The organism is Verrucomicrobium sp. BvORR106 (genome assembly GCF_000739655.1).
Classification (GTDB): domain Bacteria; phylum Verrucomicrobiota; class Verrucomicrobiia; order Verrucomicrobiales; family Verrucomicrobiaceae; genus Verrucomicrobium.
In genome coordinates, this window is record NZ_BATR01000127.1 from 1 (window position 1) to 23,097 (window position 23,097).

Below are 23,097 nucleotides of genomic sequence, written 5' to 3' on the forward strand. Positions count from 1 at the left end.
TTTCGCCGGGCGATGTGAGGTTGGGTATCCCCTGGAATGTCGTCCGGGTGATGGAGATGAGCGACGGCGCTAGCACGGGGGCTTTGCTTCTGCCTAATCGCCTGTCTCCTGGCAGCCTTGGCCGTGGCTGGTTGGTGATGGGCTTCGCTTTTGCTGTACCGTGTCTCGCGCCTTGTCGCGGTTGGAAAACGGTGTCGAGCCACCGTACTCCAAGACGCTTCGCGACGGAGAGCGTGGTGATCGAAGGAGTCTGGTCAAGGGTGGTTCACACCTTGCTTGGCGCTTCTTTCCAGCGTGCATCAACAAAACTCGCGCCAGCGTCTTGGAGTACGGTGGCTTGACACCGTTTTCGCCGGGCGATGCGAGGTTGGGTATCCCCTGGAATGTCGTCCGGGTGATGGAGATGAGCGATGGCGCTAGCACGGGGGCTTTGCTCCTGCCTAATCGCCTGTTTCCGGACAGCCTTGGCCGTGGCTGGTTGGTGATGGGCTTCGCTTTTGCTGTACCGTGTCTCGCGCCTTGTCGCGGTTAGAAAACGGTGTCGAGCCACCGTACTCCAAGACGCTTCGCGACGGAGAGCGTGATGATCGAAGGAGTCTGGTCAGGGGTGATTGACACCTTGCTTGGCGCTTCTTTCCAGCGGGTATTCTAAAACACGCGGGCGCTCCTTGAAAGCGCTCCAGTAGAGGTCACCTCAGCGCGTCCAAGTCTTCAGGAGATCCGGCAGAATCACATCCGCCGAGCCTTGAATGACGGTGAAGTCTGGGACCTGACGTTTGGCATCCAGGTCCACGTAGAACTTGGTGGCGTACTCGTGAGCGCATGAACACAAGCCTGCTGCAGGATAGACTTTTAGCGAAGTTCCCACCACAAGCACGCGTCCTGCGCTGGCGACTTCGTTAGCCGCCAGATCAATCGCCTTCACCTCTTCTCCGAACCAGACAATGTGGGGGCGGAGCTGGGAGCCTTTTTCGCAGAGGTCTCCGAGGGCGATGGGCCGGGAGCCCAACTCGTAAACGAGGGATTCATCGCTGGTGCTGCGGGCTTTGTTGAGCTCGCCATGCAGGTGGATCACTCGGGTGGAACCAGCCCGTTCATGCAGGTCGTCCACATTCTGAGTGACTACCACCACTTCAAAGCGGTCTTCCAGTTCTGCAATAGCACGATGTCCGGCATTGGGTTCCACCGAGGCCGCTTTGGTGCGGCGCTCATTGTAGAATTCAAGCACCACCCCCGGCTGGCTCGCCCATGCACGTGGAGAGGCCACGTCTTCAAAGCGGTATTGCTTCCAGTAACCGTTGTTGTCCCGGAAGGTCGGGAGCCCGCTGGGGGCACTGAGGCCCGCCCCGGAGATCACGACGACCTTCTGGGAATTGAATGCACTTGGGTTCATTTTCCTTAACCTCGATCGGGCTTCCGCCGATCCCTCTGAATTGTCTTAAGCCCCGGGTGTAACCACCTCTTCCACCATTTTCCAGGTGTAGTCGTACTCGCCCTGAAACATGTCCCACTCCTCTGTGCTCACCGTTTCGAAGCTGGGAGCATGAAAATCTTTCTGGCTGAACCGGGCCTTGTTCATCTCACGGCTGAAATACTTCAACCAGGCGAGGTCAGGGTGGTAAAGCTGCCCCCGCATCTTGAGCACATGCGACTGGGGAAATCCCTCCAGATCGAAGGTGGTGATCTCCGCGTTGTCTGGAACTTCGACGTAATGCTCAATGGTGACCTTGATCGTCTTCATGGGAGGTGTCGAGGGTGTAGCTTGACTGATGGCAGTTATATCGATTCGAAAACATGCCGCTAACGCCTTGGATTTGAGCACTGATTCTCCGGGATGCGAGGAAAAAAGTGACCGAGGCATAGGGGAAACCCTCATTTTGCCCTTCCACTGTCCTAATTTTTTAGCGGAAGAAACCCTATAAACTTCCGCGACATAACCCACATTTTGGTGCCACCGTGACGGGGACTGCTCCTCCTACAACGATGTGAGAGGCAACGTATTATAGGGAAAATTAGTATTCTTCTGCCGTGGACCCGGTCCGCGGCGAGAATGAAGGAGCGTTCATTCTTGAGGGGTGCAAAAATGCCCCCTGCAAAATTCTACTAACTTCTAAGAGGAAAAATTACGTTCGGCGCGACCTCCCGTCGAATATCTGGAAAAAATTCTAGAAAATCGCTCTGAAATTCCTGGTAGTGAGTTTCGAGCACTGCCATCGCGGGGCAGAGATCGACCGGGCGTTTGAGCCGTTTCCCCATACGATCCAGCACTTGAGAGAGCTCTTGGACGTTTCCGTACTGACTCAGCCAACCGTGATCGCGGATCTGGTCCAGCCGCAGCAGGGCCAAGGGCGGCAGGGTCGCCCGCCAGGGTTCGACAGAGCGGAAGAACTCCTCCAGAAACTCTGGCAACTCCACCTGGCAGTAGCTGTCCCAGTTCTTGGTGAGAAAGTGATCGTAGAACAGATCAGCAAACACCTTGCCGAAACGCCGGAGGGGCGGCTCAAACCGCCGCGCGCTCCGGGTCACGACCAGATGGGAATCGGCATAGGCATCGATGAGGCGGTGTCGGTGTACTCCGGCCAGGAACTCCTCCGGCAGTGCGACCAAGTCACTGCTCCGAACCAGATCTGGCAGCAGGTTCCCGATCCGGAAAGCTCCGCTGCGGTCAGACAAGACGAGATGCGCCAGCCAATTCACAGGAGGGAGACTTTCTAGTTCACCCGCCCAGCATCCCGTTGCCGGTTGGGCGCAGCCGTCTGACTAGAGCTTGTGGCCCATCTTGGTCCGCTTGGTTTCCAGGTAGCGGGCGTTGTGCTCATTCGGTTCCAGCTTGATGGGGATCTGCTCCACAATGTGAAGCTTGTGCCCCTCCAGACCCACGACCTTTTTGGGGTTGTTGGTCATGAGGCGAATGTTCCGCACGCCGAGATCGAAGAGAATCTGGGCCCCCATACCGTAGTCGCGCAGGTCCATGGCGAAGCCGAGTTTCTCGTTGGCTTCGACCGTATCCAGACCTTCCTCCTGCAGCTTGTAGGCGTGGATCTTGGCAGCCAGGCCGATCCCCCGTCCTTCCTGGCGCATGTAGAGGAGGACTCCTCTTCCCTCTTGCTCGATCCGCTTCAGGGCGGTGTGGAGCTGACCTCCGCAGTCGCAACGCCGGGAGCCAAAGACATCGCCCGTCAGGCACTCGCTGTGCACACGGACGAGCACGGGATCTCCGTCATCGATTGAGCCCTTGACCAGCGCCAGATGGTTTTCCCCATCCAGCTTGCTCTTGTACAGATGCAGGTCGAAGTCACCGTAGTCGGTGGGCATCTTGATCACCTGCTCGCGCTCCACCAGCTTTTCACGTTCCTGCCGGTAGCGAATCAGGCTCTCGATGGTGCAGACCTTGAGGCCGTGCTGGCGGCCGAACTCCAGCAACTGAGGCAGGCGGGCCATGGTGCCATCGTCATTCAGGATCTCGCAGATGACCCCGGTAGGCTCCAGTCCGGCCATCTTGGCCAGATCGACAGCGGCTTCGGTGTGCCCGGCGCGGCGGAGCACGCCGCCGTTCTTGGCGATGAGGGGGAAAACGTGTCCCGGCTGGACGAGGTCGGTCTCCTTGCTCTGGATGTTGGCCAGCACGGAGATGGTATGAGCCCGGTCCTGGGCGCTGATGCCGGTGCTCACGCCGTGGGCAGCGTCCACGCTGACGGTGAAGTTGGTGGAAAACGGATCCTGGTTGCGCTTCACCATGGCGCTGAGTCCCAGACGCTGGGCATACTCCTCAGTGACGGGCACGCAGATGAGGCCTCGGCCGTATCTCGCCATGAAGTTCACCGTCTCTGCGGTGGCCAGTTGAGCAGCACAGATCAGATCCCCTTCGTTCTCACGGTCCGCGTCGTCGGTGACGATCACCATTTTTCCGGCCCGAATGTCGGCAAGCACAGCTTCAATGGGAGCGAAAGGAGAGTCATCTGGCATGGGACGGAGACGTTCAATTGGTCTGTTGCAGGGTTCAAGTACTTCTTCGCCTGTGACCCGCCTTTCGTTGCAACAAACTGAGTCTCCAATCAGAACTGAAAGTAGAGGAACTCGCTGGACTTCACCATGCGTAGCAGGCTGATGGCGAGCCCGGCGGAGATGAGGAGCGACCAGACGAGCGAGGGACGCCAGAGGAGCCGACGAGTCCACGGCTGACCGGACGGCTCCACTTGCCGCATGAGTTCCTGGCTGTTGGGCAGGTACTTCACGATGGCCAGCAGGGCGGCCAGAGTGAGCCATTGGCTGATGCCCCGGAAGATGAGCCACGGCGCGTCTGAATGAGCGAGCACGGGCAGCCAACCCAGCCCCAGATTCCGCAGGAGGCCGACATACGACTGGGGGAGCTCCACCCCGTTCATGCCGGCCATGGCCTTCAGCATCTCCCCGGCACGAGTCAGCGAATCAGACCGGAAGACCACCCAGGTGGCGACGATGAAGAGGAAAGTGGCCAGCCACCCTGCCTCCCGTCTCCACCAGGATGGAGCGGTAGACTCATCCCCTGCCTGCCCTGACCGGCGGCTCCCCCAAAGATGGGCGACGACGAGGGCCGCCCCATGCAGGCCACCCCAGACGATGAAGGTCCAGCCTGCCCCGTGCCAGAAGCCGCCGATCAGCATGGTGAGCATGAGATTGGTGTACCGCCTGGTGGGCCCCAGACGGTTGCCACCCAGGGGGATGTAAACATAGTCCCTTAACAGCTGGGACAGCGTCATGTGCCAGCGCCGCCAGAAGTCCACGATGGAGGTGGCCTTGTAGGGCGAGTCGAAGTTGAAAGGGATGCGGAGCCCGAACATCCAGCCGAGCCCGATGGCCATGTCTGAGTAGCCGGAGAAATCAAAGTAGAGCTGGAAGGTGTATGCCAAGGCGGCGGTCCAGGCGTCCAGAAAGGTCAAGGCGGTGCCGGGGGCGACGTCGAACACCTCCCCTGCCCATTGCCCCACCCCGTCAGCAATGCCGACTTTCTTGAAGAGGCCGATGATAAACCACGTGAGCCCCAGGGAAATCTCGGCACTGCGCAGCCCCTGCATCGGGTGCTGGTCAAACTGGGTCAGGAACTTGCGCGGGTGCAGGATGGGGCCCGCGATGAGGTGCGGGAAAAAGGAAACTACCAGAGCGAATATGCCCGGGCGCCGCTCGGCAGGAAAACCGCGGTACACATCCACCGCGAAGGCGACGAGCTGAAACGTGAAGAAGGAGACGCCCAGCGGCAGCGCCGCAGGCACGTGAAACATCTCCACCCACCGGGGCAGCGGCAGGTTCTCAAAGAGGAAGCCCGCATACTTGTACCAGCCCAGGACCAGAAGGTTCGCGGTAACGGCCGAGCCCAGCCACCACTTCCGGGCGGCCCCGCGGGCGGAGGCGATGCCGCGGCAGAGGAAATAGTTGGCCAGCACCACCGTGCCCAGCAGCAGGACATGCGGTGCATGCCAGCAGGAGTAAAAGACCAGCGAGCAGACGAGGAGCCAGTGCAACGCGACCTGGCGGCCAAGATGAAGACTGGCGAGATGCCAGCCCACCAGGGCGATGGGGAGGAAAATAAGAAGAAACTGGAAAGAGTTGAAGAGCATTGAGTCCAGTCAGCCTGCTGGCGTGGGTGTCAGATCAGCCGTTCATGGACCTCACCGGGGCACCTCGCTCCAGCGTTGCCGGAGACGGGCGAGATGGGTGGGCAGCATGGCTACTTCCAGCCTCACTCCGCAGGACGGATCGGGTCCGGCGGGATCCAGAAGGACGCGATCCAGGAGGCGGTCCCCCAGCCTCTGGGTGAAGTGAGAAGACTCCAGATAAAGCGGCAGGGAGGTGTCCGGCTGGCTCTTCATCTCCTTCATGAGAGCGGCCGGGGACATGCCAGCAGCTTCCGCCAGGGCGAAGTCCCAGATGACGGGCATGGGGCGTCCCAACCGGCGAGATCCCTCGTGGGCCTGCTGGAGCAGTTCAGACCGCCAGGCCAGCACGGTCTCCAGGTTTTCCTCTTCAATGCAGCGCTGCCAGAGCAAGTCATGCGTTGGGGAGATCACATAAGTGACCTCCACATCATGCCTGGCGGCCAGATCAAAGATGCGCTGCAGGTGCTCCCACTGGCGGCCAAAGCTGAGACGGCCTGAGAAGGGAATGAGACCGAGGCTGAAGCTCTTCTCCCAGTTCCAGTGTGGATTGGTGTGCTGTTTTTCCTGCAACCGCTGCCAGCAGTCGTGATTGTCGAGCTGCCCATCGGGGTAGTGCGTGATGTCGCTCTCCTTGGTGAAGAGCGTACGGGTGCCGGTGGAAGTGGCGCCCCAGGAAAGCAAGGCAAGATGGAGACGCGCGGCCGTTTCTGATTCACGAGTTCCATTTTGGAAGTGATCCAGCCAGCGGTCCCGCACTGCCGGGCGGACCTCTGGAGGAAGCTCCTGGCTGGCATAGTCCAGCATGATGAGGGCCTTCTTCACCGGAGCGACGGCTACGGCGTGCTCAAAGTACTTGGCCATCACCTCCAGCGGAGCCCCGGCGACGCCGAGGTTGTACACCGGTTGCTGAGTCCAGCCCGGATGCTGGGGAGATAGACCAATGTCCGCACGGGAGGAACCCAGAATGACCGTCTGCGGTTGCTGCTGGATTACAGCACAAGCCTTATAAAGACGCTCCTGACTGTGGAGGAAAGGCTGCCGGTCATTGATGCCCTTCAGTACGGGCGGATCAAAGACGTTGTAGGGATTCATCACCCAGTTGAAGCCAGCGGTCACCGCCAGCACCGCCACGGTGGTAGCCACCAGGCAGAGAAGGTACTTCCGGGTGGAAACCGCAGGTTCCCGAACCAGAGGCAATGGCTGCCGTTTGGGCATTTCCGGTGCTGGCTTGGGGAGTGGCTTCAACTGCTGCATGGCGCAACCCTAAGGCCCCAGCTTGGAGGGTTTTTTGCATGCATCAAGATAAATTTTCTGAGATGAATTATCCTTCCTTTTGCGGAGGAAGTCCCAGAGGTCTGCGCCATCCGGTGAGCCTCGGAAGAATCTCAATTAGCAATTCTTCTTGAGAACTCCGTAAGCAGAAGACAATAAGGCGGTTGGGACCTGCCCAACCGCCTTGAAAGCGAATCTGCGGATGTTGACGCGATCAGATGATGTTCGACTGGCCGCGGTACTTCTCGTGCCACTCAGCATACACCTTTGGTGAGATCTCGGAAGGTTTGATCTCGCTGCGGCCACCCCAAAACACGTTTGTGTACAGCACGGGAATGCCGATGCTCTCCAGGTGGCGGTCGATCGCCGCCTTGTGTTCCAGCACGCGCTGCTTGTCCGTGCCGTGGACCACGCCCATGATGTTGGCGTCGGCAAAACGGGGACCGCCCTCGCGCCAGTAGGCGTGGGTCATGATGTGGTGGCGGCCCACTTCAGAGCCGGCACGCTGCTGCATGCCCTCTGGCACACGCCAGTGGAACAGGGCGTTAAACTTGGTCACGCGCACGCCGGTTTGAGAAGGCTTCACGTGCTCCAGGAAGGTGGAGAAGCGGCCCAGGATGCCTTTGCGATCGAAGCCTTCGGCCACTTCACAGAAGCGGTCCACGCTCACGCCTGCTTCTGCCGCACGGGCCACCCAGGGCTCGGCGACGATTTCTTCCGGGGCGAGGTCGCGCTTCATGGCCACGAGCACGTCCCATTCCTCTTGATCGAGGTCCACGATGTCCGGCGTGATCATTTCCGCGGGCTCATCGGACTTGTCGCCGAGTTCCATCGTCTTCCGGCGGACGTGGCCGACGCCCAGAGCGAAGATCCCCTTGGGCTGCATGATGATGTACTCCTCTGCGCCCAGCAGACGCTTCAAAGCATCGGCATGCTCGGAGATTTCCTTCCCCTGGGGCACCTTGATGGTGGTCCAGAGCTTGAAGTCGGATCCGCTCACCTCGCGGTCGGTGGAGCGCAGCACCACATGGCCGCTGAAGGGATCTTCCTTCACCATGAAGTCAAAGGCGGCTTCGATCTTGTCCGCCGGGATCTTCCAGGCCACCAGGCCGCCATCGGCCAGCTTGTTCGCCAGCAGGGTCTGCCGCACACGGCGGATGACTCCGGCACGGAGCATGGCCTGAATGCGCTCCAGCACTGTCTCCAGCGGCAGTCCGGAACGCTCCGCGACGTAGTTGAACGGGTGGCGGTGGAAGCCTTTGATCTGGTCTTCGGAGACCTCGAGGATCTTCGCGTTGACGGCATCAGTGTGCTCAATGGGAACAGAATCGGCAATCATGAAAAAAGTGGGGTGAAGCGGGCAGAATCAAAAATACGTCGGCTCCGGGGCATTTCTGGACATCTGACGGCAAAGACCGGGCGAAAATTGCGCGGCCCCTGCCCTTCTGCGGACGCGGTTTAGAGCATCTGATCGAGGAACTTCTCAGGCACAAAGGGCTCAAAGTCATCCATTTGCTCGCCCGTGCCGACGAAGCGGGCCGGGATGCCCAGCTCCTGCTGGATGGCGACGAGCACGCCGCCCTTTCCGCTGCCGTCGAGCTTGGTGACGATCACTCCCGTGAGCGGGACGGTCTTGTTGAACTCCTTGGCCTGCTGGAGGGCATTTCCTCCCGTGGTGGCATCGACCACCAGGAGCACTTCATGAGGCGCGGTGGGATCTTTTTTCCCCAGCGTGCGGGTCACCTTGCGCAGCTCCTCCATGAGGTTGTGCCGGGTGTGGAGACGCCCCGCGGTATCGCAGATGAGGAAGTCCGCCTTCCGCGCGATGGCGGAGCTGTAGGCATCGAAACACACGGCGCTGGGGTCCCCGTTCGGTGGCCCCTTGATGATCGGCACGTCCACGCGCTTGGCCCAGACTTCCAGCTGCTCCACGGCGGCGGCGCGGAAGGTGTCGGCAGCGGCCAGCACCAGGCTGTGACCTTGCTTCTTCAGCAGATTGGCCAGCTTGGCGGTTGAAGTCGTCTTGCCCGTGCCGTTTACCCCGACGATGAGCAGGACCTTGGGCTTGTCCGCAAACGGCTTTACCGGCGCGACGGATTCCGGAAGGCTCTTCCGGATGTGCTTCTTGGTGACCTCGACAATGTCCTGATCGTGCAGCTTCCGGGCCTGCTCCTTCAGGTCGTCCACAATCTGCATGGACAGCTTGGCCCCGAGGTCGCCTGCAATGAGCTGCGCCTCGAGATCGTCCCAGTCAATGTCCGCCTTGGTGAAGCGCTGGATGAGTTTTTTAAAGAATCCGGCCACAGAGCGGGTAGGAAAAAAGATTTACGGTTGGGGGGAGGACGGGGCCTGACGTCCCGGGAGGCTCTTGGCAATCTTGTCCAGCACGCCGTTCACAAACGAGCGCGTCTGGGTGTCGCCAAAGACCTTGGAAATCTCCACGGCCTCGTTGATCACCACCGGCACGGGGACCTCGGTGTGGAGCATCTCATAGACGGCGAGCCGCAGGATGTTGCGATCCACCACGCCCAGGCGCTCAAAGCGGAAGTTCTCCAGGGTGGCGGCGATGTGGTCATCGATCTGCACCTGATGAATCTTGATGCCGTCCACCAGGGACTCAGCGTGAGCCCGCACGTCCTGGGTGGCGCTGTGGAGCGTCCAGAATGCGGCACGGTCCGTGTCTTCCACCTTGCCATGCACATCGTGCGCAAAAAGGAACTGCATTGCCGCCTGGCGGCCTTCGCGTCGTTTACCGATGGCCATGAGCGTTATTTGGAGGACTGGGAAAAGGGAAAGGTGAGGCGGAGTTTTTCAAAAAGCTGGACCATGTTCACGGCCACGCGACCGGCTTCGGTGCCGCGGTTCAGGCGGTCGCCAAAGCAGCGCACTTTGGCCTGCTCCTCGTTGTCGAGCAGCAGCACCTCATGCACGATGGGGGTGCAATGCGCCACCGCCATGCGCTGGAGGGCATCGGTGACGGAGGCACCGACCAGGTCGCCATGCTCCGTTTCCCCACGCAGGATCACGCCCAGGGCGATGACCGCGTCCGGCTCTGTGTTGCGGAGGACAAACTCAGCGCAGACAGGGATCTCAAAGGCACCCGGCACCCGGTAGGTCATGACCTGGGCCTGAGGCAGCAATTCGTCGAGTTCTTCACGCACCGAATCAAGGAGGGCCTGAACGTAGGTCTCGTTATAGAGACTGGCCACGATGGCAATGTTCGCCCGACTGGTCGAAACTTGGGGGCGTGAAGGTGCGTCTTGGGACATGGGGCGGGAGATTTAATGTCGGATGGGGAAAGATTCAACAAATTGTGTACTCCCAACGCTCTCAGATGGAGGTGATATCGGTTTCTGCGACCAAAACTTGGAATTTCAGCCCGCGCATGGGGGCGCCGCAGTTGTGAAAACGGACTCCCCGATACACGTAGTCGGCCAGGGCGCGATGCGTGTGGCCGAAGTAAACCTCGTCTGTGCCGCTCTCAGGCCCCTGCCCCACCTCCCCCAGGTAGCCCAGGAGCCGACGCGCCACCAGTCGCTTGGGGAAGATCAGGCTCGCCCCGGCCCGATGGAGGCGCAGGCGGATGGCACCGCCGTAGAGCAGATTCATCGCCCGCCCGCGAGGTCGGTGATGGGCGGTCCGGCTGCGTGACCGGATGAGCTTCTCCTCCGTGCACCGGGGATTGGCCGAGTCGCCATGGAGGAAGACCGTGTTGGCGACCCGGAAGAGGTAGGTTTCCACTCTCAACTGGGGAGCCTCTTCAGACAGGAGGACCAGACGCTCCCGCAGGGCGGGATGATCGTCGTGATTCCCCAGCAGCAGGACAAAGGAGTGCGCCGGGTGGGCGCTCATCAATGCCCTGAGCCAGCGGGTGGCCGCCTCGGCGGTGGCCTCCGCCGAGCCGTGAATGGACCACTTGAAGTCAAAAAGGTCCCCTCCCAGAACCACCAGCGAGCTCTCGCGGATCCGTTCATGAAGGAGGGGCATCCATTGCTCGGCGAGGGTGCGTTGGGAGAAAAGGTGAAGGTCAGAGACAAAGCAAATCTTCATATTGGGAAATGGGAGAGGCCCTGAGGGGTGCGGGGCAGGTTCTCAGTCCCGCTGGGAGACCCGGGCGTTCATTCATGCGAGGGCGACGCATGCCACCGACCCGGCCCCCATGCGCGATCCAGCGGCATGAGTTCCATCAATGCCAACCAGTCGGAAGACAATCGCGATGACATGTCCGGAGCCGAAGCCGTCACCAAGATCAAGGAGCTGGTGGGCAAGGCGCAGACCTGCTTCTTCGTCACCGGGGCGGTGGTGGAGGGCTCCAGCGGGGCCCGGCCGATGAATGTGCGCAAGGTGGATGACGACGGGAACTTCTGGTTCCTGAGCGCTTCAGACAGCCACCTCAATGAGGAGCTCGCGATCGATCCGGACGGGGTGCATCTCTATTTCCAGGGATCGCCCCACTCCGGCTTCCTCCATGTGCAGGGGGCGGCCACCGTCTCCCGGGACAAGGCGGTGATTCATGAACTCTGGGAGCCGCTGCTCAAGACCTGGTTCACCGAGGGAGAGGCGGATGAACGCATCACGGTGATCAAGGTGGAGCCCAATGGAGGCTACTACTGGGATACCAAGCACGGCATCCTGGTGGCGGGCATCAAGATGGTGATCGGTGCCCTGGCGGGCAAGACGCTGGACGATTCCGTGGAGGGCACGCTGAAAGTAGGATGAAGGCGTGCAGTTCCCGCTGGAACGAGGTTGCCTGACACTTCCGCCCCGTCTTAGAGTCTCCGTTTCGCCTGATCACCCGCTCTCTCGTGATCACGCTCCCCACCTTCCCCATCAAGAATGAAAGCCTTCCGGTGCTGCTGCTCCAACACCCTCTACTTTGAAAACAGCCACTGCCTCCAGTGCGGGGTGCAGGTCGGGTTCGATCCCGCTACGTCCACGATGGTGCCGCTGACAAAGGACTCCCCCTTCCAGTGGTGCAACAACGGCCTCCAGCACGGCGTGTGCAACTGGGTGGTGCCGCGGGACCCCGCAGGCTCGCTCTGCGTGGCCTGCCAGTTCAACCACATCATCCCCAATCTCAGCGTGGAGCCCGGCGTCCCGGCGTGGGCGCGGTTTGAGCGGGCCAAGCGGCGCTCCCTCTACTCCATCCTCCAGCTGGACCTGCCGCTGGTGAACCGCGTGAAGGATCCGGTGTACGGACTGGCGTTTGATTTCCTCGTGCCCACGCCCGCCCAGGCCGTGACCACGGGCCACCAGAATGGGGTGATCACCATGAACCTGGAGGAGGCGAGCGACTCCATCCGGGAGCGCAACCGGGAACAGCTGAGGGAACCCTATCGCACGCTGCTGGGCCACTTCCGCCATGAGCTGGCGCACTACTACTGGTATCTGTGGTTCGAGAAACCACCGGTGAACTTCGACCTCCTGAACGGCTTCCGGCAGGTGTTCGGTGATCACATGCAGGACTACGGCTCCGCCCTCCAGCGGTACTACGCCGCCGGTCCCCCGCCCAGCTGGCAGCTCACGCACGTCTCTGCCTACGCCACCATGCACCCGTGGGAAGATTGGGCGGAGACCTGGGCGCATTACCTGCACATCACCGATGCTCTGGAGACCGCCCGGGAGTTTGGCATCAGCGCGGAGCGGACCCCCAGTGAGACCAGCTTCGACCCGGCCACCATCCTCCTGCCACCGCCGCTGACGGAGGAGGATCCCTCGGACTTCCTGGATCTCATCCACCGCTGGTCCGCGCTCTCCCCGGCGCTCAATGAGATCGCCAGCAGTCTGGGGCAGCGCAATCTCTACCCCTTCGTCCACTCCACCACCACGGTGACGAAGCTCTACTTCATCCACCAGATCATCCAGTTGGCGGAAAATCGGGCGAGCTCGCCTTCCGCCGCTCCGGTCGCGAACCAATCCTCGGCCCCGGCACCTGCTGGCAACCGGCCCGCTCCGGCCTCTGAGGCGGCTCCTGCGCCTGGGATTGCCCCGCTTCCGTCTGAAGTTGCACCGGACAATCTCACCAAGGACTTGCACACCGCACAGGCTCAAGCTATCCGCAAGGAATGAGTAAAGTTCACAAGATCGCAGTTCTTGCCGGTGACGGCATTGGCCCTGAAGTGATGGCGGAGGCCATCAAGGTGCTTGGCACCATCACCACCAAGTTTGGCACCCAGTTCGAGTTCAACGAGCAGCTGGTGGGCGGCGCGGCCATTGACGCGAAGGGCAAGGCCCTCCCTGAGGACACCCTGGCGGTCTGTGAACAGAGCGATGCGATCCTCTTCGGCAGCGTGGGCGGCCCCAAGTGGGAGAAGCTCCCGCCGAACGAGCAGCCCGAGCGCGGTGCGCTGCTGCCGCTGCGCAAGCACTTTGGCCTCTTCGCCAACCTGCGCCCCTCCATCTGTTACCCTTCCCTGACGCACGCTTCTCCCGTGAAGGACGAGCTCATCCAGGGTGGCTTCAACGTCCTGTGCGTCCGCGAACTCACGGGTGGCCTCTACTTTGGCCAGCCGAAGTTCCGCAAGGAGATCGACGGTGAACTCACCGCCGTGGACACGATGGTGTACAAGAAGAGCGAGATCGAGCGCATCGCGCACGTCGCCTTCAAGGCCGCCCAAGGTCGCCGCAAGGAACTGACTTCCATCGACAAGGCCAACGTGCTGGAAAACGGCCTGCTCTGGCGTGCCACGGTGGAAGAGGTGGCCCAGTCCTACCCGGACGTGAAGCTCTCCCACCTGTATGTGGACAACGCCGCCATGCAGCTCATCAAGAACCCGCGCGGGTTTGATGTGGTGCTGTGTGAGAACCTCTTCGGCGACATCCTCAGCGATGAGATGGCCATGATCGCAGGTTCCCTGGGCATGCTGGCCAGCGCCAGCCTCGGCAAGGCCAAGGGTGACGGCCTGTACTTTGGCCTCTTCGAGCCGAGCGGCGGCACCGCCCCGGACATCGCAGGCAAGGGCATCGCCAACCCGATCGCCCAGATCCTCTCCACCGCATTGCTCCTTCGTTTCTCCCTGGGTCTTGAGACCGAGGCGCAGGCGATTGAGGCTGCCGTCCGCAAGGTGATCGACGACGGTCTGCGCACGGGCGACATCTACAGCGGTGCAGAAGGCACGCGCAAGGTAAACACTCGCGAGATCGGCGAGGCGATCAGCCAGGCCATCTAAGACTCTGAATGTGACGAGGTTGGAACAAGCCGCCGCTTGCGGATCACATTCCGGCCTCGTCACTCTTTTCTGTGCAGGCATGGCGTCAACCATGCTTCACAAAACCAAAATTCCGCCAGTTGACGCCTTACAGACTCTCCACTAGTTTCGCCAGAATGAAAGTGCACCCCGTCCTTCGTGTCACATTGACCACTGCCTCTGTGCTGGCAATTGCCGTGCCATCCGCACCGGCCGTTGATCTTGGCAAGGCCAACCCCCTGAAGTGGTTCAAATCCAAGGAGGATGCGGTGCCCTCAGTGTCGGAGAAACAATCCCAGGAAGCGGCTGCTGATGCCATGCTGCGCGATGCCCGCACAGCTTCCTCCACGGGGAATGCCGGTCGTGCCCAGTCCATCTACAAGGATGTGGTGGCCCGCTACAAGTTCACGGATGCCGCAGCGGAAGCCCAGTTTGAGCTCGCTCGCGGTCTGCGCACTTCAGGTAAACTTCAGGATGCTTACGACGGGTTCCAGAAGTTCATCGACAACTACCGCCAGAGCCCCCGCTTCGCCGAAGCCCTGCAGCAGCAGTTTGAGATCGCGGAAGAAGCCAAGGCCGGCAAGAAGCAGCCCTCCCTGCTGCTCATCCCCATGAAGCTCGACAAGTCCGAGCTCGTGAAGATGTACGAAGGCGTGATCAAGAACTCCCCGTACGGCAAGTATGCTCCGTACGCCCAGTTCGCCATTGGTGAGGTGTATCAGGACGACGGCGACAAGCCGATGGCCAATGCCTCCTACCAGGCCGTGGTGGAAAACTATCCCAACACCAAGCTCGCTTCCGAAGCTCAGTTCCGCATTGGGGCCATCAGCAGCGCCGCTGCTCGCAAGACGCAGGACGCCCAGAACCTGACCGCCACGCGTGACGCGCTGGAAACTTACAAGGCTGCCAACCCGACGGGTGAACGCACCGGTGAGGCCGAGTCCCTGATCCAGGAGGTGAATACCTCCCAGTCCTACCGCTCCCTTGAGATCGGCAAGTTCTACGAGAAGGCTGGCAAGCCCAAGGCGGCCGCCATCTACTACAACGAAGCCATCAAGTTCGGCGCACCTGACGCAGCCCTCGATGCCCGCAATCGCCTCGCCGGGCTGGCCTCCGCCTTCCCTGAGGAGATGAAGGAGCAGGTCGCCAGTGGCAATGCCGACTACACCGTGCCAGCTGCCGTGAACCTCAAGAGCCGTGATGAGTATTCCGGTCCTCCCGCACCGCTCGTCGCCAAGGTCAACCGCAAGCCGGAAATGCGCGTGGAGCCTGATAGCTTCCAGCCCGTGCCGCTCAAGGAGCCCGATCTCCCGACCCGACCCGGTGCTGTGGACGCCGCTGGTCCTGGCATGATCCTGCCTCCGGCTGCTGGTGGCGAGCCGCCGAAGCCCGCTCTGGCTCCCCTGCCCGTGCCCCCAGCACCTGCTGGTCAGCTTGAGGCCCCCTCCCTGGCCCCGCTCCCCGTGCCCCCGGCTCCTGCTCCTGAGGCTGTGCCGGCCCCGGCCCCCGCTCCAGAAGCTCCCAAGGCAAACTGATCCACTGGCATCACTCCCAAGTTTCCGGCCAACCTCATCACTCCCATTACATGAAAAAGTTTGCCTTTTTGCTCGCTCCTCTGGCCCTCTCTCTTTTGACGCAGTGCGCTGGCTACCAACTCGGTGCCAGCAAGCCCGCCAAGATGGCGAGCGTGACCAAGCTGGCGGTTCCCACGTTCAAGAACGACACGTTGGAACCCCGTCTTGAAGTACTGGCCACGAACGCGCTGATCAAGAAGATCCAGGCGGACGGTGCCTACAAGATCGTGCCAGCCTCAGAGGCTGACGCGGTGCTGAACGCCACCATCGTCGACATCCATCGCAGCCAGTTCCGCGCTGTGCGCAGCAACACCCTGCGTACCAGTGAGCTCCTCATGCGTCTGCAGATCCGTTACACGGTGAACGACAGCGCAGGCACGGAACTCCTGGCAGGCCAGGCCTCCGGAGCGTCCAACATTGTGCTCGACCCGAACGTGCAGCTCACCGAGCGTCAGGCCCTGGCCGATGCCGCCGAGCGTCTCTCCACGTCTCTGGCCAGTCAGATTTCGGAAGGCTGGTAAGCGCCCGCCTTTTTCCGGCAACCATCACTCCCTACTCTCCCCGGGCGCTGCACCAGCAGCGCCCGTTCTTTTTCCGCCATGTCTGAAGTGACAGCGCCAAGCTCTGGCAAGCTGCAACTGGTCGCCACCCCCATTGGGAACCTGGGCGACTTCTCCCTGCGGGCGGTGGAGGTGCTCAAGGCCGCCACCCTGGTGGCCTGCGAGGACACCCGCCGCACCATTCACCTTCTGCAGCATCACGGGCTGCATCTGCCGCTCGTCTCGCTCACGGAGCACAACGAGGCCCGACGCATCCCGGAGTTCATCGAGAAGCTGCAGGACGGGGCCAGCATCGCGCTGGTGTCGGATGCCGGGTTCCCCACGGTGTCAGATCCAGGCCAGCGGCTCGTGCATGCGGTCATCGCCGCAGGCATCAAGGTGGAGGTCATTCCCGGGGCCACGGCCGTGCTGACGGCGCTGGCGGGGTCGGGGCTGCCCACGGTGCCGTTTTACTTCGGCGGCTTCCTCCCGCACAAGAAGGGCCAGCGGGACAAGGAGATGGAGGTGGCCATGGCGCGCGAGTGCACGAGCGTGTACTTCGAGTCCCCGTATCGTCTGGTGGACACGCTGCAGATGATCGCCAATCGTGCGCCCAATCACCCGGTCGTCGTGGCCCGCGAACTCACGAAAATGTTTGAGGAATTTCAGCGCGGATCGGCTCAGTCCGTGCTTAACCACTTCGCAATGAAAGCTCCCAAAGGAGAAATCACGCTGCTCATAGCCCCGGCGGAACTTCCCAAGTGGATGACCCGCCAGAACAGCGGTTCCGACGATAAGGAATAACGAGTCTCCTTGCTCCCCAGCAACCTCATCACAAACGCTTCCCCCCAACGATTTAACACCATGTGGCAATCCGAATCCACCCCCTCTCCTGAAGCGCCCGTACCTCTGGATGATGCCGAAGTGGCAACGTCCCTGAAGGCCTCCATCCGGAACCACCTTCTCTTTACCCTGGCGCACGATCCGACGACCGCACGGCGGGCGCATTGGTGGACGGCGACCTGCATGGCCGTTCGTGACCGGGCCCTGGCCATCTCGTTCAAGACGATGGCCGCCCACCGCAGCAAGAACACGCGCCGGGTGAACTACCTCTCCCTGGAGTACCTCATGGGGCGCCTGCTGGAGAACAACCTGCGCAACACGGGCCTGTATGATGCGGCCAAGTCCGCCCTCGGTGAGCTGGGCCAGGACCTGGAGACGATCATCAACGAAGAGGCTGACATGGGCCTGGGCAACGGCGGCTTGGGACGTCTCGCCGCTTGTTTCCTGGATTCCCTCTCCACGCTGGACCTCCCGGCGGTGGGCTATGGCATTCACTATGAGTTTGGCCTCTTCCGCCAGGAGTTCGTCAACGGCCGTCAGGTGGAGCAGCCGGATCCTTGGATCCGCGATGGCAACCCGTGGAACATCGTCCGCCCTGAGTACAAGGTGGAAGTGAGTCTCTATGGCCGCGCCATCCAGCACTTCGATGACCGCGGGAACTCCGTGTACACCTGGGAGAACACGAAGAAGATCGTGGGTCTGCCCTGGGACATCCCGATCATTGGCTTTGATTCCAAGACGGTGAACTTCCTCCGCCTGTGGGAGAGCCGCGCGACGGATGAGTTCAACCTTCGCGTCTTCAACGAGGGCTCCTACATCGAGGCCCTGCATGACAAGGCGGCCGGTGAGACCGTCTCGAAGATCCTGTATCCGAATGATGCGACCGAGAGCGGCAAGGAACTGCGCCTCGTGCAGCAGTACTTCTTTGTCGCCTGCTCCCTGAGCGACATCATCCGCCGTTACAAGCGGGACAACCAGGGCTGGGAGGCCTTCCCGGAGAAGGTGGCGATTCAGCTCAACGACACCCACCCCGCAGTGGCCATCCCGGAACTGATGCGCCTCCTCACGGATGTGGAGCAGCTCCCGTGGCTTACCGCCTGGGACATCTGCCAGCGCACCTTCTGCTACACGAACCACACGCTGCTGCCTGAGGCGCTGGAGACCTGGAGCGTGCCGCTCTTTGAGCGCGTGCTGCCGCGTCACCTGCAGATCATCTACGCGATCAACCAGCACCTCATCACGAATGTTATTTCCAAGAAATGGCCGGATGATGTGGAGAAGATCCGCACGCTCTCGCTGATCGATGAGAACGGCGGCAAGTCCGTCCGCATGGCGCACCTCTCTGTGCACGCCAGCCGCCACACCAACGGCGTGGCCGCGCTGCATACCCGCCTGCTGAAAGAGAAGCTTTTCCCCGAGTTCAACGAACTCTATCCGGACCGCTTCCTGAACATGACCAACGGCATCACGCCGCGTCGCTGGCTCATGGTCTGCAACCCGGAGCTGACCTCGCTCATCAACGAGTCCATCGGCACCGAGTGGACCAGGGATGCCTCCAAGCTGCGTGCTCTGGAGTCCTTTGCGGATGATCCGGAGTTCCAGCAGCGCTTCCGCGCCATCAAGCGCCTGCACAAGGAGCGCCTCACGCATGTCATCAAGGACCTCACGGGGTACTCGGTGAGCGCGGATGCGATCTTCGACGTGCAGATCAAGCGTCTGCACGAGTACAAGCGCCAGCACCTGAACCTGCTGAACATCCTCACGCTCTACCGCCGCCTCCTACAGGATCCGGGGTATGACATGCAGCCCCGCGTCTTCATCTTCGCCGCCAAGGCCGCTCCCGGCTACTACCTGGCCAAGAACATCATCTTCGCCATCAACGCCGTGGCAGAGAAGATCAACAACGACCCGCGCATCCTGGGCAAGCTCAAGGTGGTGTTCCTGCCGAACTACGGCGTGACCCTGGCCGAGCGCATCATCCCGGCTGCGGACATCTCCGAGCAGATCTCCACCGCGGGCAAGGAAGCCAGCGGCACCGGCAACATGAAGCTGGCCCTCAACGGCGCGCTCACCATCGGCACGCTCGATGGCGCGAACGTGGAGATCAAAGACGAGGTCGGCGACGACAACATCTTCATCTTCGGCCTCACGGTCGAGGAAGTGGAAGACCTCCGCCTCAAGGGCTACAACCCCTGGGACTACTACTGGAACGATCCCGAGCTGCGCAACGCGATCGACTGGATCGGCAGCGACTTCTTCACCGGCAACTCGGACGACTTCAAGCCGCTCCGTGGCAGCCTGCTCGAAGGCGGGGATCCCTTCCTCTGCTGTGCGGACTACCGCACCTATGTGGACGCCCAGGGCAAGGTGGACGCCGCGTATCGTGATTCCGCGAACTGGACGCGCATGAGCATCCTCAACACCGCACGCATGGGCTTCTTCTCCAGCGACCGCACCATCAGCGAGTACGCGAACCAGATCTGGAACCTGCCTCGGGTAGAGGTGGGCTGAGTGGCGGATTGACGCTCGATTGAATTGCTTGCTGGCCCAGCTCCGGATGTTCCGGGCTGGGCCAGTTTGTTTGATCAGGAGACACAAGACTCAAGACCTGAGCTCTCGCATGAGGGGGGCCACAGGCGTAGTCCGGCCCGCTGCGCGGGAGACTCCAGACTAGAAGACACAAGACTCAAGACCTGAGCTATCGCATGAGAGGTCGCCACAGGCGTAGTCCGGTTGTGCCAACCGGCTCAGGCGTCAAACGTCCCACGTCGATCTTTCCCATCCGCCATACCGCGGGGCCGGAGAACCCGCCTCCTTTACACTGCGGCCAAGTCATCTCGCAGCTTGTTCCTAAGTACAGGAGGCGGGGGTTCCTAGCCCCGCTCAATGGCCAAGCGTCCCACGGTGCCGCATCCTCCTTGACTCCCTCATCGGGAAGTTGGCTTGTCGACTTTGACGCTCTGATCCCGTCCGCCCGGATAGCCCGATGCCGGAGGCATCAAAGCCCTTAGCCGGAGATCGAAGGAGCGTAGCGACTGATACCTCCGGAAGGTCAAAGCGCGTATTGCATCCCGGAGCGGATGCCAGCGACGTCTCCTGATTGAGGCAACCGAAGCGGTCGCCCCTCTTCCCCCACATTCCCCGCAAACCCAAGCCCCCCATTCCCGTTTTCTCCTCATCCCTGCAGAGAACCACCTCACCCATGCGCGCCCTCTTCCTCCTCTGCCTCCTCATCGCCTGTAGCGCGCATTCTCCCCGAGCCCACGCGGAAGAACCCACCTCTCTCTCCCTGGCCCCGCACTTCCGCTCGCCGCAACCCGGCACTCCCATCGAGCTCCCGGACGGCACCTACAACACCAAGGCCTTTCGCACGCTCACCGGGCTTCGCGGCACCCCAGACCAGCCCATTCACATCCGCGCCGCCCACCGGGGTAAGGTCATCATCACCGGGGACGCAGGACTGATCCTCCGCGATTGCGAGCACGTCATCCTGGAAGGCCTCATCTTTGAGAACGATGCCGATCAGCAGTGCGTGCAGCTCGACAACTGCCGGCACGTGCGCATTACCCGCAACGTCTTCCGCCCCAAGGAGCGCGCCAAGCCCCGCCACTGGGAGCATTGGGTGACCGTGGACGGCGCCCGGAGCGCGGACAACCGCATTGATCACAATCTCTTTGAGCGCAAGGTCAACCGCGGCAGCCCGCTCTTCATCCGCGGGGATGACGCCGCCCTGGTCTGCTCCCAACGCGACCGCGTGGACCATAACCATTTTCGCGATGTGATTTACGCGAACCGCGAGAACGGGCACGAGACCATCCGCACTGGCGGCAATGACCTCGGTGCCGCGGGAAAGAGCTCCTTCACGATCATCGAGCACAACCTCCTGGAGCGTTGCAGCGGCGAGGACGAGATCATTTCGATCAAGTCCTCCGACAACGTGATCCGGAACAACACCTTGATCGACTGCCGCGGCGCCGTCTGCATGCGCCTGGGCAACCGCAATGAGGTCTCCGGGAACGTCATCATCGCCACGCAGGACGGCCCCGGCTTCGGCGGCATCAAGCTCTTTGGTTTCGAGCATCGGGTCACGGGAAACTACTTTCAGGGTCTCACCGGCACCAAACACGAAGCCCCCTTCGCCCTGACCCCGGGCATGATGGACGCGCCCAGCACCGAGAACATCCGGGACAAGTACGACGACATGACTGCCGCCGCCCCGACGCGTTGCCACATCGCCGACAACACCTGGATCGACTGCTCCCCACTCCAGTTCGGCTACGAGAAGGGCAAGGAAGACAAGAAATGGCCCCTCAGCCCGAACGGCTGCGTGTTCGTCAACAACCGCGTCCTCCGCATCCAGGCGCAGGTGAAGGCCATGCCCTTGATCATCCTGGGAACCGTCCGGGATCTGCAGGCTCGGGAGAATGTGCTGTATGACGCTGGAGCAACCTATTCAGGCAACTGGCACGAGAATTGGGGCACCTGGGTGACAGAGCTGCCGGAGGTGAAAGTCCCCAAACGATTGACAGAGGCAGATGTGGGGCCCGCTGCGCGGGAGACGCAAGACTAGAAGACACAAGACTCAAGACCTGAGCTCTCGCCTACGAGGTCGCCACAGGCGTAGTCCGGTTGTGCCAACCGGCTCACGCGCCAAGCGTCCCTTGATCCCATTCCCGCTCCGCCCATCCCACATACCGCGGGGCCGGAGACCCCGCCTCCTTTACTCCGCAGCCAAGTCACCTCGTAGTCTGTTCCCATGTAAAGGAGGCGGGGGTTCCCAGCCCCGCTCACGCCCCAAGCGTCCTACGAAAAACCGCCCCCAGTTAGCACCTCCTCGCCTGCGCCAGCTCAAGCCTTGGGTAGCACTGACTTTAGCCTAGGATTGGACAATCTACCTTCTGCGCAGGCCATCCGAATTCCTGCTTAAGTCCAGTTCCATTTTAGCCTGTCTATTTGCTTCTCTGCCGCCTGCAGTCGCACGGAAAAAGTTTGCAACCCGAGGTTCCGCACGGCGTACTGGTTCTATCAGCATAGTACGCATATGGACCTGCCTATAGATCCAACCATGGAGGCGAGATTGCTCGAGTTTTATGAACTAGCCAGTGCACGAGCCAAAAAAAAGTTTGGGGGAGCGGACGAGCAGTGGACGCTGCTGAGATTTGAATTTCGGGATGATGGTCCAAGAATGCAGCCAGATTTTTCTTCCAAACAGTACTCGATACACCTTTCACAACACGCGTACACTGAATGGCAGCAAGCTAGGCCCTATACGGCTGCTCATGAGATTGGACACGAAGTGATCCACACGCTCGCTCCGGTCACGCTAAGCGATGACACAAATTTGGAAGAGGGAGTGGCGACATGGTTCGCCAATGACTTCTATGAGGCAGTATGCAAGCAGAAATCTAACCACTGTGGCGACTCATACCGCAAGCAACTTGGACTTGTGAGCAGGATGCTTCGAAACAATAGCTCCGCCATCCAAAAGGTACGACGCACTACACCACGCTTTCGGGATGTGACAGCGGAACAGCTTTTTGCGCTCAAGGCCGGGCTGACCCGACAAGAATGCGACTATCTTGTCGAACCTTTCCCAGGTCGAGAGCTATGAGCCATCCACGAAGAACCAGGCTCATAAAAGGGCTGGATGCGCCTCCTTCGCCTCTCTGAATAGATCTCCCGAAACTTCAGGAAGCTTGCGGCATCGAATGCGTCACATGGAGCCCCAGTCGCCCCAAGTCAGCAACGAATTCCTGCGGCGAATTCAATTAAGTCTTGCCATGCAAGTAGTTCGACAAGGGAGCTGTATCGGAGTGCAGGCACTTTCACAATAGCCTGTCCTGAATGGCGCTGACTACAGTCCAAGGTGTTTGGGCATTGGGAGAGCAGGGCGATCTCATGGGACGCTTGGAGTGGACCGGGACAGTAGTGCCCTGAGGCTATGCGTCTACCTCTGGTATTTGATAACCAGCCACCCAGTGCCCCTGTAGCTGACGACGTGAGGAGACACTAACTGAAGCGTCTGCCGCTTGGCCGTTGCAACTTCATC

The 23,097-nt window shown here is 61.1% G+C and carries 20 protein-coding genes; 9 read left to right on the top strand and 11 right to left on the bottom strand.

Annotated features, from left to right (window positions below):
• Positions 1 to 694: 694 nt before the first annotated feature.
• The 11 genes from BV106_RS23900 to BV106_RS23950 all read right to left on the bottom strand — a co-directional run bounded on the left by BV106_RS23900 (position 695) and on the right by BV106_RS23950 (position 10,955).
• Positions 695 to 1,393 (bottom strand): Sir2 family NAD-dependent protein deacetylase, encoded by a 699-nt coding sequence (locus BV106_RS23900; protein ID WP_038169011.1) that lies wholly within the window; start codon positions 1,391 to 1,393, stop codon positions 695 to 697.
• A gap of 45 nt (positions 1,394 to 1,438) precedes the next feature.
• Positions 1,439 to 1,741, bottom strand: a complete 303-nt coding sequence (locus tag BV106_RS23905; protein WP_038169012.1) for a hypothetical protein — start codon at positions 1,739 to 1,741, stop codon at positions 1,439 to 1,441.
• Positions 1,742 to 2,103: 362 nt separating this feature from the next.
• Positions 2,104 to 2,697, bottom strand: coding sequence for an acyl carrier protein phosphodiesterase (locus tag BV106_RS23910; RefSeq protein ID WP_051946253.1), 594 nt, complete (start codon positions 2,695 to 2,697; stop codon positions 2,104 to 2,106).
• Between the two features lie 63 nt (positions 2,698 to 2,760).
• A complete protein-coding gene (locus BV106_RS23915) occupies positions 2,761 to 3,966 on the bottom strand; it encodes a bifunctional 3,4-dihydroxy-2-butanone-4-phosphate synthase/GTP cyclohydrolase II (RefSeq protein WP_038169013.1) in 1,206 nt (401 codons plus the stop codon).
• 89 nt (positions 3,967 to 4,055) lie between these two features.
• Positions 4,056 to 5,594 carry an MBOAT family protein gene (locus BV106_RS23920; RefSeq protein ID WP_038169014.1) on the bottom strand — a complete coding sequence of 513 codons (1,539 nt, stop codon included), beginning with the start codon at positions 5,592 to 5,594 and terminating at the stop codon, positions 4,056 to 4,058.
• A 51-nt stretch (positions 5,595 to 5,645) separates the two neighbouring features.
• Positions 5,646 to 6,887, bottom strand: coding sequence for a hypothetical protein (locus tag BV106_RS23925; protein ID WP_038169015.1), 1,242 nt, complete (start codon positions 6,885 to 6,887; stop codon positions 5,646 to 5,648).
• A 232-nt stretch (positions 6,888 to 7,119) separates the two neighbouring features.
• Positions 7,120 to 8,244 carry an Lrp/AsnC family transcriptional regulator gene (locus BV106_RS23930; RefSeq protein ID WP_038169016.1) on the bottom strand — a complete coding sequence of 375 codons (1,125 nt, stop codon included), beginning with the start codon at positions 8,242 to 8,244 and terminating at the stop codon, positions 7,120 to 7,122.
• Positions 8,245 to 8,363: 119 nt separating this feature from the next.
• Positions 8,364 to 9,209 carry a signal recognition particle-docking protein FtsY gene (ftsY, locus tag BV106_RS23935; RefSeq protein ID WP_038169017.1) on the bottom strand — a complete coding sequence of 282 codons (846 nt, stop codon included), beginning with the start codon at positions 9,207 to 9,209 and terminating at the stop codon, positions 8,364 to 8,366.
• A gap of 21 nt (positions 9,210 to 9,230) precedes the next feature.
• Complete coding sequence (gene nusB, locus BV106_RS23940) at positions 9,231 to 9,668, bottom strand: transcription antitermination factor NusB (RefSeq protein ID WP_038169018.1); 438 nt, start codon at positions 9,666 to 9,668, stop codon at positions 9,231 to 9,233.
• A gap of 5 nt (positions 9,669 to 9,673) precedes the next feature.
• Positions 9,674 to 10,174, bottom strand: coding sequence for a 6,7-dimethyl-8-ribityllumazine synthase (gene ribH / locus BV106_RS23945; RefSeq protein ID WP_038169019.1), 501 nt, complete (start codon positions 10,172 to 10,174; stop codon positions 9,674 to 9,676).
• A 61-nt stretch (positions 10,175 to 10,235) separates the two neighbouring features.
• On the bottom strand, positions 10,236 to 10,955 hold the full coding sequence (locus BV106_RS23950; protein WP_038169020.1) for a metallophosphoesterase: 720 nt from the start codon (positions 10,953 to 10,955) through the stop codon (positions 10,236 to 10,238).
• A 126-nt stretch (positions 10,956 to 11,081) separates the two neighbouring features.
• Here BV106_RS23950 and BV106_RS23955 point away from each other — a divergent pair, with 126 nt between their 5' ends.
• The 9 genes from BV106_RS23955 to BV106_RS24000 all read left to right on the top strand — a co-directional run bounded on the left by BV106_RS23955 (position 11,082) and on the right by BV106_RS24000 (position 22,659).
• Positions 11,082 to 11,624, top strand: a complete 543-nt coding sequence (locus tag BV106_RS23955) for a pyridoxamine 5'-phosphate oxidase family protein (protein ID WP_038169021.1) — start codon at positions 11,082 to 11,084, stop codon at positions 11,622 to 11,624.
• Positions 11,625 to 11,741: 117 nt separating this feature from the next.
• Positions 11,742 to 12,974, top strand: a complete 1,233-nt coding sequence (locus tag BV106_RS23960) for a putative zinc-binding metallopeptidase (RefSeq protein WP_051946254.1) — start codon at positions 11,742 to 11,744, stop codon at positions 12,972 to 12,974.
• Complete coding sequence (gene leuB / locus BV106_RS23965) at positions 12,971 to 14,074, top strand: 3-isopropylmalate dehydrogenase (RefSeq protein WP_038169022.1); 1,104 nt, start codon at positions 12,971 to 12,973, stop codon at positions 14,072 to 14,074. The genes BV106_RS23960 and leuB overlap by 4 nt, the downstream gene beginning before the upstream one ends.
• Positions 14,075 to 14,229: 155 nt before the next feature.
• Positions 14,230 to 15,627, top strand: a complete 1,398-nt coding sequence (gene bamD / locus BV106_RS23970; RefSeq protein WP_038169023.1) for an outer membrane protein assembly factor BamD — start codon at positions 14,230 to 14,232, stop codon at positions 15,625 to 15,627.
• A 50-nt stretch (positions 15,628 to 15,677) separates the two neighbouring features.
• Complete coding sequence (gene lptE / locus BV106_RS23975; protein ID WP_038169024.1) at positions 15,678 to 16,187, top strand: LPS assembly lipoprotein LptE; 510 nt, start codon at positions 15,678 to 15,680, stop codon at positions 16,185 to 16,187.
• Between the two features lie 78 nt (positions 16,188 to 16,265).
• Positions 16,266 to 17,009: a 16S rRNA (cytidine(1402)-2'-O)-methyltransferase gene (gene rsmI, locus BV106_RS23980; protein ID WP_038169025.1), complete on the top strand. Its 744-nt coding sequence runs from the start codon at positions 16,266 to 16,268 to the stop codon at positions 17,007 to 17,009.
• A gap of 60 nt (positions 17,010 to 17,069) precedes the next feature.
• Positions 17,070 to 19,559: a glycogen/starch/alpha-glucan phosphorylase gene (locus BV106_RS23985; RefSeq protein ID WP_081892193.1), complete on the top strand. Its 2,490-nt coding sequence runs from the start codon at positions 17,070 to 17,072 to the stop codon at positions 19,557 to 19,559.
• Between the two features lie 691 nt (positions 19,560 to 20,250).
• On the top strand, positions 20,251 to 21,618 hold the full coding sequence (locus BV106_RS23995; RefSeq protein WP_038169027.1) for a polysaccharide lyase 6 family protein: 1,368 nt from the start codon (positions 20,251 to 20,253) through the stop codon (positions 21,616 to 21,618).
• 471 nt (positions 21,619 to 22,089) lie between these two features.
• The gene (locus BV106_RS24000; RefSeq protein WP_038169028.1) at positions 22,090 to 22,659 is read left to right on the top strand and encodes a hypothetical protein; all 570 of its coding nucleotides are present in this window, start codon (positions 22,090 to 22,092) and stop codon (positions 22,657 to 22,659) included.
• The last annotated feature ends 438 nt before the right edge of the window (positions 22,660 to 23,097 follow it).

Coding starts and splice junctions, on each gene's coding strand:
- BV106_RS23900 (WP_038169011.1), bottom strand. CDS start 1,393: ATGAACCCAAGTGCATTCAATTCCCAGAAGGTCGTCGTGATCTCCGGG.
- BV106_RS23905 (WP_038169012.1), bottom strand. CDS start 1,741: ATGAAGACGATCAAGGTCACCATTGAGCATTACGTCGAAGTTCCAGAC.
- BV106_RS23915 (WP_038169013.1), bottom strand. CDS start 3,966: ATGCCAGATGACTCTCCTTTCGCTCCCATTGAAGCTGTGCTTGCCGAC.
- BV106_RS23920 (WP_038169014.1), bottom strand. CDS start 5,594: ATGCTCTTCAACTCTTTCCAGTTTCTTCTTATTTTCCTCCCCATCGCC.
- BV106_RS23925 (WP_038169015.1), bottom strand. CDS start 6,887: ATGCAGCAGTTGAAGCCACTCCCCAAGCCAGCACCGGAAATGCCCAAA.
- BV106_RS23930 (WP_038169016.1), bottom strand. CDS start 8,244: ATGATTGCCGATTCTGTTCCCATTGAGCACACTGATGCCGTCAACGCG.
- nusB (WP_038169018.1), bottom strand. CDS start 9,668: ATGGCCATCGGTAAACGACGCGAAGGCCGCCAGGCGGCAATGCAGTTC.
- ribH (WP_038169019.1), bottom strand. CDS start 10,174: ATGTCCCAAGACGCACCTTCACGCCCCCAAGTTTCGACCAGTCGGGCG.
- BV106_RS23950 (WP_038169020.1), bottom strand. CDS start 10,955: ATGAAGATTTGCTTTGTCTCTGACCTTCACCTTTTCTCCCAACGCACC.
- BV106_RS23955 (WP_038169021.1), top strand. CDS start 11,082: ATGAGTTCCATCAATGCCAACCAGTCGGAAGACAATCGCGATGACATG.
- BV106_RS23960 (WP_051946254.1), top strand. CDS start 11,742: ATGAAAGCCTTCCGGTGCTGCTGCTCCAACACCCTCTACTTTGAAAAC.
- leuB (WP_038169022.1), top strand. CDS start 12,971: ATGAGTAAAGTTCACAAGATCGCAGTTCTTGCCGGTGACGGCATTGGC.
- bamD (WP_038169023.1), top strand. CDS start 14,230: ATGAAAGTGCACCCCGTCCTTCGTGTCACATTGACCACTGCCTCTGTG.
- lptE (WP_038169024.1), top strand. CDS start 15,678: ATGAAAAAGTTTGCCTTTTTGCTCGCTCCTCTGGCCCTCTCTCTTTTG.
- rsmI (WP_038169025.1), top strand. CDS start 16,266: ATGTCTGAAGTGACAGCGCCAAGCTCTGGCAAGCTGCAACTGGTCGCC.
- BV106_RS23985 (WP_081892193.1), top strand. CDS start 17,070: ATGTGGCAATCCGAATCCACCCCCTCTCCTGAAGCGCCCGTACCTCTG.
- BV106_RS23995 (WP_038169027.1), top strand. CDS start 20,251: ATGCGCGCCCTCTTCCTCCTCTGCCTCCTCATCGCCTGTAGCGCGCAT.
- BV106_RS24000 (WP_038169028.1), top strand. CDS start 22,090: ATGGACCTGCCTATAGATCCAACCATGGAGGCGAGATTGCTCGAGTTT.